Raw genomic sequence first — 8624 nt, forward strand, 5'->3', positions numbered from 1 at the left:
CCCAACCAATCCAATGCATTGTCTATCTCGATAAAGTTTAGTGCTCAAGGACAGCCAATCAATTTGTCCTGTCTGAATCCCAAACTTGTTGCAAGCTATTGACAGTTCTTCATGCAAGCGCTCGTTGCGCTCTCGTGGTGTTTCGGGTAGGGTTGCTTTGACCTTTGCTACTGCTGCCTTAAACGGTTCTTTGTGGAACCGAGCGAAACCGTGGGTCATCTTCACCCACACGATGTTATCTTCGTTAATCCAGATGGTGACTACATCCTGTGGCTGGCAATTGTGGGGATAGTCGGATTGGTTGACGATGGTTGCAATGATGGTGCGATCACGGTCAGTCAACGGATCTTTCGCTGGGGCCACTGGCGCTACAGTTTGCGCCTGGGCTTTAAGAAGACCGTTGAGTTCCTGTTGGACAATCGCTTGTTGATCAATAACAGAATCAGCTTTTGCTTGCTGTGTAAGCCTTGTGTAGGTCATAATATAGTTCCTTGATGAAAGGGAAAAAGGCGATCGCTAACTTTGGACGGTGGGCGATCGCCTTTGTTATATATGCAAACGTCGTTGTGGTTTATCACAACGCTCTCAAAACTTTTAAGCGCAGCTTTGCATTTATTGCTCAAAGCCAATGGCACTTGAGCATTACCAAGCAGGAGACAAATAGTGTCAGGCGACGTGTACAGCTTCAAACGCTTCAGAAGCCAGTCGTCGTCCTGGTCGTAATTTGTTTATTAAGAACTCCCGCAACCCTTATCTACCTTCAGTAGCTTTGACTATTCACTACTTCTGTTACCTGGGGGTATTGTTCTGTTCAGTTTTTTTCAAGGTTCTGTAAGTGCAAGCCACTTTTAGCAATTGGGTGAATGTGGCTCACATCTCAATGTCTTATATCTATAAATATATATCAGACGTAGAATTATGTCAACAAAAACTATATTTATAAATTTAAGATCTATATTAATAGACTCTATATATCGATAAATCATTGTATGGTATGTATAATGGTTAGTAGTCGATTTATCCAAGCAAGACGAGGATTAAACTAATGGAGGTGTTGTATGAATAAGCAAATGATTGTTTGGAAGTTAAATGAAGTGATGGCAAGGCAACGCATTAAGAATAAAGACTTGGCAACATTTCTAGGAATTGATGAAAACTCCGTCTCTCGGCTTAGAAAAACAGATGAAATGCCTCGCTTAACAGCGGAAAGGCTTAATGGACTTTGCATTGCTCTTGGATGCGAGCCAGGAGACTTAATTGTTTTTGTTCCTGATGATGACGCAGGTACTAAGGACAATAGTCCAAAACAAATTGGGTTACTCTCTTCTGAAAAACGTATAAGCTCTAAAACTCTTAACTCTAATACACAAGGGCTTGCAGCATAAAGCGATCGCCGCCCGTCAAAGCACTGCGATCGCCTGCTCAATCCGTTAACGACAAAGTGAGCTAACTATAATGCTGACACACTTTTGGTATGACTTCCAGATCAGCTAAATACTCACTTTGGCGCTCATGAAACCTTAACTGTTTCCAGCACTCCATAGTGGGCAAGAAATATGCTGACACTAGAACCCGAAATAACATCAACCATTGACTACAGCAATCTCAACACCAGCATCCAAGAAACCTTCGCCGCCATAGATCGGTTCGAGTGGCAAGCATCCGACGAACTGCGGCTGATGCGAGATAACGGCTATTTCCAAGATGGCGCATACACTAGCTTTGAGGATTACTGCGAAAGCGAGTTGACCAAACATGGGGGATATCGCAGGGTCAAAGATTTATTTGCAGCAAAGCGAGTAGTTGATACTCTACCCGACGAGTTGAAAGATAAGATCACCAAACCTTCCCAGACTCGCCCCTTACTCAAACTGGTCAAAACACCCGACAAGCTTCAACAAGCTGTTGCGATCGCAGCCAAAGAAAAACCCTTTCCTACAGCTGCGGATTTTGCCAAAGCAGTACAACAGGTTGCTCCAGCAGCTAAACGCGCCACAAAAAAGGAAAAAAGTCAAACGCAATTGTGTAATTCGGTCACGGTTTCATCACAATCGCACCCTCGTTCTGGGGAATCGGGAGTGATTGAGGCAGATGCACCAAATGTTTGGCAGCAGATTGTAACTTTTGATGATGGTGAGAAACTGCTGATAAATAACGAGGATCTAGATGCTGCCAGTGTCCCATTTCCCAGAGAACGCACTTACCCCGCAGAATATGCGGAAGTGATTGCTGCTATTGAAGAACGGCATAAACAGGAACTAGAGCACTTACAGCAGGAATTGAGGATTGGAATACAAGCAGAAGCATCGGCCAGAGCCGAGGAACAAGTAATTGAGCAAATCTCATCCTTGCAACAGATGTTCAAGCAGCAGAAACAAGAAAATATCCAGTTACAGCAACGCCTGGATGAAATGGAGGGGTTACGGAAACTGGAGGCTGAAAATCAACAACTCAAAGAGCGTATCCAGGAATTAGAACACGCGGTACAGGAACGTCCTCAAGAGCAGTGGGAAAATACTCTCACCCAGCAAGCGACTAAAGCACTGAACAAGGAAGTTAAGCGATCGCTTGAGAAGACAATAGACTTGCGATCACTTGCTACTGAACCACCAAAAGAAAACGCCCAGGAATGTCTGCGGCTCATGGGCATGGCATTGAAGCAGATCGCCAGTGCGATGAACAACACCCAAGCGCTCGAAGCTGCTGCAATAATTCTGGGGAGTGACCCGACACCAATTGCGATGGTCGAAGACCCGCCTTCGGCGATCGCCCTGCGAGCCGAGCAATTGCAACTGTTACCACAGGCGGTTAGTGACATTAGAACAGTGTTGGCCAAGCCTGAGTGTACGTGGCAGGACTATTGGGCAGTGGCGCAAGAGTATGAGGTAATTAAATCAGACTATTGGGTGGAATTGACCAGTGAGGAAACAGAGTTAATTACTGCACTCCAGAACGCATCTATTGAACCGGACACCATCCAAGTCGGCTCTATCGTTGCTCATGCTGACCCATACCGTACTTTGTATGTCGAGAGGGGTGAGGTGGTGCAAGATTTGGGCGAGGAAGTGGTGGTTGCCTGGGATTGTTGGAAGGAGCAATCAAAAAAGACTGACAGGTATTTTCGAGACGAGTTGCGCTTTTGGAAAGGCGAGAACCAGTAAATAAAGACTCGCTTTGAGATAGCTAAAAAACTTAAACGCGGCATGGGTGCAATGTCGCTCACATTGTCATGGAAAAATTTAGGAGGAAATATAAATATGACTACAGCGTTAAAAGCAATCAACGGTGGCAGCAAACAGCGAGACGAGCGGAAACTTGCTGACGCGGACAAATCGATTAGACCACATTGCAAAGTATCAATTGAGGATATTAACTGGGTTCGTCAGCAGCCCCCATCTGTGCAGCAGCTTTGGTTAGATAGCGTGGCGGCTGAACAATTCGGGGGTTCTGCTCATAAACTTGATACTAACCTCACCTACAAATCTTTCCAAAAAGCAGGGGCGGCGTTAATGGCTCAAGGATTGTTTCAGTTTGAGGAAGTGTTTGGCCGCTTGCCTTCTGGCAGACCAGGACTGATTAGCTACCGTGTCCGTAACCTTCACGGTTATTACAATCGCTTTTACTGGGAATCGTCCACTTCGGAAGAAACTAATTCTTGTGACGAGAAAGCCGTCCACGCCGGGGAGAAAGTAAACCACCCCGAACGGAATAAAAACCACCCCAAAGTGGAACAAATCCAGCCTGATTTGGAATCATTCCAAAAGAATGGTCAAAAAAGTGAGGTATGCTGCGGGTTTCAAAAACCTAACAACGTTTCTAACAACCCGTTAACTACCTACCAACAACCTTAGTTGGTTGTTGGTATGGTAGTTGGTTCTGACGCGCCAACTGAAAATCCGCGTGTTGAGGAAACGGCTCATGCGCCCTTGAGGGGCGCGTCGCCTTCACATATCGAAAGCGCGTCAGAACTTGAAGACTCGCCTACGGCGAATGACTGTACATTGCTAGCACTCTCTACGAGACGCTGCGCGAACGTGGATGCTGCACCGAGTAATCTCGCTTCGTTATTGGCTGAAAACCAGAATTGTGGTGTTGAGGCGATATTCCCTCATGAAGAGACTTGTTGCGCCGCGCCCGTGTCGTTAAATCAAAGTGAGATATTTGAATGGTTAGATAAAGCAAACCTTGGAGAATGCCCTCCATTGTGGGTAATTCAATATTTGCTAGACAGCAAGTATTACGCCAGCATGAAGGCAACAATCAGCAAATTTGAGAAGCAGTGGAATATATCTGTAGTCAATTATCAGGTGCAAAGATCTAGTGAGGCGTTGTTTACCGCCGTTCGCGGAGCGTCTCGTAGAGAAGACATCGCCATTAGATCCAAAACTAGACTATTGCGAATGGAGAAACTGAAGATGGCTTCTCTGGTTGGGGAAAATCCTGGTTTTGACTTCCTCCAACAATGCTGTCATGATGACCCTGCCTTACAGATCGTGATCAAAAAGCTTTTGGCGAAGTTTCCGCAGTGGGGAATTGCTTGTGTTGATGGGGTATTGGTTAATTGGGAGGAGTAGTGGATTTGTACAACAGGCTATAAACTATACGTATTGTAGTTTGCGTATTTGCAATGGACAACTGAGTCTACCTTGGGAGAAGCAGCGAGTAACCGAGGTGCGGAGGTGCATGAGGTAGCAGCAAAGTTTATTCAGGCGAATTGCTATCAGCCGACAGTGCCAGGTATCCGATTTTGTAAATGCTGATTACTACGTGAAAAGTGAGGCAGAAATAAATGTTTACAAACTTCTGAAAGTCTTAAATACTAGACTTTACAAGTCTTTGCGCGAGAGAAGATATGTGAGTGGAATACGCGGATAACCGCCACGTACGGAGTTATAGTACGGATCATCCTGTGTATGAATTAAAACAGGTAGCAGCACAAACACAGGTGATGATGATGTAACATCCGGTGGCATTCCTTCATTATTCTTAATAATATTGATTAACTCACCATAACTCAACCAGCCACCAGAATTTGAAGTCTGTTTCCAACCTACACGCTCACCAAAAATATCCCAATTATCATCACGATAGCTCGGACTGCCTAAACTCTGGTAAATTTCCGCTTGGATGCTGATGCCAAATTGATCTTTACTATTTTGAAGCCAGAGTTGATTAATTTCCCTGAGAGTTTCACAGGGGAAATTCTTTAGCAGTTCGCTCCAATCTTTATGCTTTTCTTTAACCATGACTTGGTAAAAAATCCAAGCAGTTTCCTCATCTGCTTCTTTCCACTGTTTGTGCTGAAGATAGTTTTCCAATTGTATGCATAGTCCATCCTTTACCAAGTCATCAGCAACTTTTCTCAATTCTCCTTCAAAAGCTTTATCGGCTTCGGGATTATACTGTACTGCCAACATCTGAGAGAAACCTTGCCTAAATCGTTCAGGATTTTCTTTGTTGGCGAATTTCAATCGAAAAATCTTTTGCCATTGTTCTTCGCTTTTGTTCTCTTGATTCCCCCACAATTCATGTAATATCTCATGGGCTTTTTGGTACAGGGAATAGACTTGTGGAGGTTTAGGTAGTTGGATGTTGGGGATAATGTTGGGTAAAATGCGTGAGACTCGATAAAGCCGTTTGGATTCGTCTGGTTCGGGACTTACTTCGATAAGCCCCAGTTCAATTGCTGGACTTAGCTGTTCTTTATTAGATTCACAAACTGCTTCTAATGCTTGTCTAGGAACGGGAATTTCAAAGATTAAACAATGACTAATTATTCGTTCAACAGATTTGTTGTCAATTTGCAATTTTGGGGTATTTTCTTTAAACCAGATAAGCTTTTCTTTCCAGCCTTCAGAACTAGCTTCATATTGACTAAGTTTTGTTTCTGCGTCTTCTCCTAACAACACCTCATCATTTAACCATTCTAGCAAGCGGGGATTACCATCAGCTAATGTTTTGGCTTGCTCAATTAAATTCCGATCAATGTCCTCGGAATTAAAAGCTTTTAAACGACTCAGTTTTTTCTGTAAATCAGATGTACAAAATGATTCTAAAGGCTGTTTGTAGAATGATTCATCTAGGTCTGATTCAAAGCCATAACGACAGGTAATAATAATACGGTGGTCTGCATTATTTTCTTTAATTGCCCACACTAATGATTTCAATATTGCGGCTACTTGAGTATTGAGAATATACTTTCCTTGACGATGTTCTAAATTCCACTCAAAGTCATCAAATATTAATAAAAAGGGTTTCTCTCTCGATTGATTCAACTCATTGAATACATCTCGCAATCGATATTTGAGTTCCTGTGTGTTTCTCCTGAGTGCTGTCCGTTGTTCTAGATTCCTCAGTTTATCTGCTAGCTCACTCACTAAACTCGATTCATCAATTTGTCGCCACCAAACGATTTTTTTATGTTCAGACAGGCGATCACACAATCGCGCCGCAATGGTACTTTTACCTAATCCACCCATCCCATGAATTAAAACTCCAATCTCTGTACTGAAAGTTTTAAGTATTCGTAAGCAGTTTTGTAACTGGCGACGACGACCAATAAAAGTCTCACGGGTAGCAACTCTCAGTTTCTTTTCTGAGTCTACAAACTCTTGGGCAATAGAAGGACGAGGGGTTGGTTTACGTCCACGCTTTACTAACGCACTCGGTAAAGTTTGCGCCACATACAACCGCAACAAATGCCAGTCTCGTGCTTGTTGTTTTAGCAATGTTTGATAACACAGAGCAAGTGCTTGTGTTACCGTCATTCCGGCTGACAATTCTTGGTACAAGGTCGCAGCCGTCCCAGTTGCATCAATATCTCGAACCCGTTGACCCCAACCAATAACAGCCGTTGCGCCTTGGTTGAGTAATGCTTCTGCCATTGATGGTACTGTACCTTCATCTCTTGAGTATCCCGTATCGCAACCGGAAAGAAAAACCAGTTTGGGCTGTTGGAATTGCAATTCGGTCGCTATATCTTCTGCACGGCTGTACTGGGCTTCCCCAAATTCTGTTTCAGTGATAAAGCGTGGTTCTTCATCTCTAAAGGTGGCATGACCTGTCAAGTGGACAACATCAAAATGTCCCTGCTGGTAATCTTTTAGTAAATAACCTAACTCAGTTAAGCAACCACTTTCTTCCACAGTCAAGCACAAGGATTGACGGTTAGTTTCTGACAGAATTTTTGCTTCTTCCGCCTCAAAATCTAATTCTGGCTCAACTCCTCGTGGCGAAGTGGCCATAAACAGTACATTTAAGGCTCGATCTGCTGGTGCATCTTCAAAAGTCAGTTGTCTAGAGTTTTCATCCTTTACCCAGCGAATCGGAACAATGCCAGGTCTCCGTTCTACTAAAAAACTTTTACCATCATGCAGCACTTCCCAAGGTAAATGTGCAAGTTTTTCTGTTGCTGCGATCGCAACAACTATACCCGAACGCCAATGCTTGTCAATTTCACATTTAAAAATGCGATCTTTGCCATCTAACCACTCATAAAGTTTCTGCCCTGTCTTAGCATAGTCTTCGGGCAGTCTGGTGTAATATTCTTCTTTTGCCGTTTTAATCAAGTCGGCGATTTCTGCAAGGGGAAGCTGACGAGGCTTAAATTCATTAGGGTTATCCCAGAAGAAATGCAGCTTTGCATACTTATCCCCATCTGGTTTTAGGTCAATGTGGAGAATTTTCATTGCTTCTTAGATTTCTCCAAAATCGCTTGGATTTGCTCTACTGTTGCGTCCTTGAGCAATAACCGATGATTATCAGGCGTAACAATCAGAACTTTCTCAATCCTTGCACCCGTTGGGTCGTGTAGAGATTTTTGGTATTTTTCCTTCCACTTGTGCAAGCTCTCTGCGATCGCAAATGTGCCACTGACAATCCCAATTATGGTTGCAATTGTGGCTACTGTTCCTTCCCGTTCTACTTCATCAACTGTTTGGTAGCTCCCTTCTATACCCTCAATCGCTAACAGTTCTTGTGTAGCTTTTACTGCATCTTGTCCTTGGATTTCAATTTTCATATTGCCAATTTTTTCAATAAAAAATTCTTTTTGAGGTTTCAGTGCTGGGTTTTATACTGACATAAGATTTCTCAACTACTCTCGGTTTAACTGACTTTCACCAACGCTTCTACCGTTGCCATCCTCGCATCCAGTTCTGCTACCTTTTGGTTTAGTGGCAATGCTTCAGCGCATCCCAAATACTGGGACAATGCACCAACTACTACATCCGTTTTGGATGCACCCGTTTTTGATGCATACTGATTCAGTTTCTCCAGCAACTCTGGGGACAATCTAACTACAAGTTGAGGTTTGACCATTCCAGGCAACCTTTTCTTTAAATGTATGACATAGTATTACTATTATTCCGTGTTTTCACGTAAAATAGCAATAAAACTCGCAGAAGTCTTTATTAAGCTGAGTTTTGGCTATATATTTCATTTGTAAGACGAAATTTCTGTTAATCCTATATCTGCAATAAGTTTTGATTTTGGGATGAACAACCTTTATTGTCATGGCAACATTTTCGGCTGTGTTGCAAAAATAGGTGCCTAAGCAAGTGTTATATTCTTTCAAGAGACTGAAATGCTACAGAGATGAACCCAAAACAACCATTTAAATGGCG

General features: G+C 43.2%; 10 protein-coding genes. 6 read left to right on the forward strand and 4 right to left on the reverse strand.

The genetic code is table 11. The features are described from left to right. The coding region (locus tag HCR01_RS35865) for a hypothetical protein (RefSeq protein WP_193200665.1) at positions 1–480 on the reverse strand (480 nt) is incomplete at its 3' end. Positions 481–494: 14 nt separating this feature from the next. Between HCR01_RS35865 and HCR01_RS35870 the strand changes: the two genes are divergently transcribed. From HCR01_RS35870 to HCR01_RS35890, 6 genes are all read left to right on the forward strand, one after another. Further along, the gene (locus HCR01_RS35870; RefSeq protein WP_193200666.1) at positions 495–767 is read left to right on the forward strand and encodes a hypothetical protein; all 273 of its coding nucleotides are present in this window, start codon (positions 495–497) and stop codon (positions 765–767) included. 291 nt (positions 768–1058) lie between these two features. After that, complete coding sequence (locus HCR01_RS35875; protein WP_226890023.1) at positions 1059–1385, forward strand: helix-turn-helix domain-containing protein; 327 nt, start codon at positions 1059–1061, stop codon at positions 1383–1385. A gap of 171 nt (positions 1386–1556) precedes the next feature. Next, positions 1557–3161 carry a hypothetical protein gene (locus HCR01_RS35880; protein ID WP_193200667.1) on the forward strand — a complete coding sequence of 535 codons (1605 nt, stop codon included), beginning with the start codon at positions 1557–1559 and terminating at the stop codon, positions 3159–3161. 96 nt (positions 3162–3257) lie between these two features. Next, positions 3258–3851, forward strand: a complete 594-nt coding sequence (locus HCR01_RS39605; protein WP_226890024.1) for a hypothetical protein — start codon at positions 3258–3260, stop codon at positions 3849–3851. A gap of 12 nt (positions 3852–3863) precedes the next feature. Continuing rightward, positions 3864–4574 carry a hypothetical protein gene (locus HCR01_RS39610; RefSeq protein ID WP_226890025.1) on the forward strand — a complete coding sequence of 237 codons (711 nt, stop codon included), beginning with the start codon at positions 3864–3866 and terminating at the stop codon, positions 4572–4574. Between the two features lie 48 nt (positions 4575–4622). Beyond that, positions 4623–4760, forward strand: a complete 138-nt coding sequence (locus tag HCR01_RS35890; RefSeq protein WP_226890026.1) for a hypothetical protein — start codon at positions 4623–4625, stop codon at positions 4758–4760. A 66-nt stretch (positions 4761–4826) separates the two neighbouring features. Here the strand turns inward: HCR01_RS35890 and HCR01_RS35895 are convergent, their stop codons facing one another. From HCR01_RS35895 to HCR01_RS35905, 3 genes are all read right to left on the reverse strand, one after another. After that, positions 4827–7688: a CHAT domain-containing protein gene (locus HCR01_RS35895; RefSeq protein WP_193200668.1), complete on the reverse strand. Its 2862-nt coding sequence runs from the start codon at positions 7686–7688 to the stop codon at positions 4827–4829. Further along, the gene (locus HCR01_RS35900) at positions 7685–8020 is read right to left on the reverse strand and encodes a hypothetical protein (protein WP_193200669.1); all 336 of its coding nucleotides are present in this window, start codon (positions 8018–8020) and stop codon (positions 7685–7687) included. Before HCR01_RS35900 ends, HCR01_RS35895 begins: the two co-directional genes overlap by 4 nt. A gap of 86 nt (positions 8021–8106) precedes the next feature. Further along, entirely contained in the window at positions 8107–8319 is a 213-nt protein-coding gene (locus tag HCR01_RS35905; RefSeq protein ID WP_193200670.1) for a DNA-binding domain-containing protein, read from the reverse strand. Positions 8320–8624 lie beyond the last annotated feature (305 nt).

This window comes from Nostoc sp. MG11, assembly GCF_014904695.1.
Lineage (GTDB): Bacteria > Cyanobacteriota > Cyanobacteriia > Cyanobacteriales > Nostocaceae > Komarekiella.

Bases quoted from the DNA above. Each gene is read 5' to 3' on its own strand.
- HCR01_RS35870 (WP_193200666.1), top strand. From the start codon at position 495: ATGAAAGGGAAAAAGGCGATCGCTAACTTTGGACGGTGGGCGATCGCC.
- HCR01_RS35880 (WP_193200667.1), top strand. From the start codon at position 1,557: ATGCTGACACTAGAACCCGAAATAACATCAACCATTGACTACAGCAAT.
- HCR01_RS35895 (WP_193200668.1), bottom strand. From the start codon at position 7,688: ATGAAAATTCTCCACATTGACCTAAAACCAGATGGGGATAAGTATGCA.
- HCR01_RS35905 (WP_193200670.1), bottom strand. From the start codon at position 8,319: ATGGTCAAACCTCAACTTGTAGTTAGATTGTCCCCAGAGTTGCTGGAG.
- HCR01_RS35900 (WP_193200669.1), bottom strand. From the start codon at position 8,020: ATGAAAATTGAAATCCAAGGACAAGATGCAGTAAAAGCTACACAAGAA.
- HCR01_RS39605 (WP_226890024.1), top strand. From the start codon at position 3,258: ATGACTACAGCGTTAAAAGCAATCAACGGTGGCAGCAAACAGCGAGAC.
- HCR01_RS39610 (WP_226890025.1), top strand. From the start codon at position 3,864: ATGGTAGTTGGTTCTGACGCGCCAACTGAAAATCCGCGTGTTGAGGAA.
- HCR01_RS35875 (WP_226890023.1), top strand. From the start codon at position 1,059: ATGAATAAGCAAATGATTGTTTGGAAGTTAAATGAAGTGATGGCAAGG.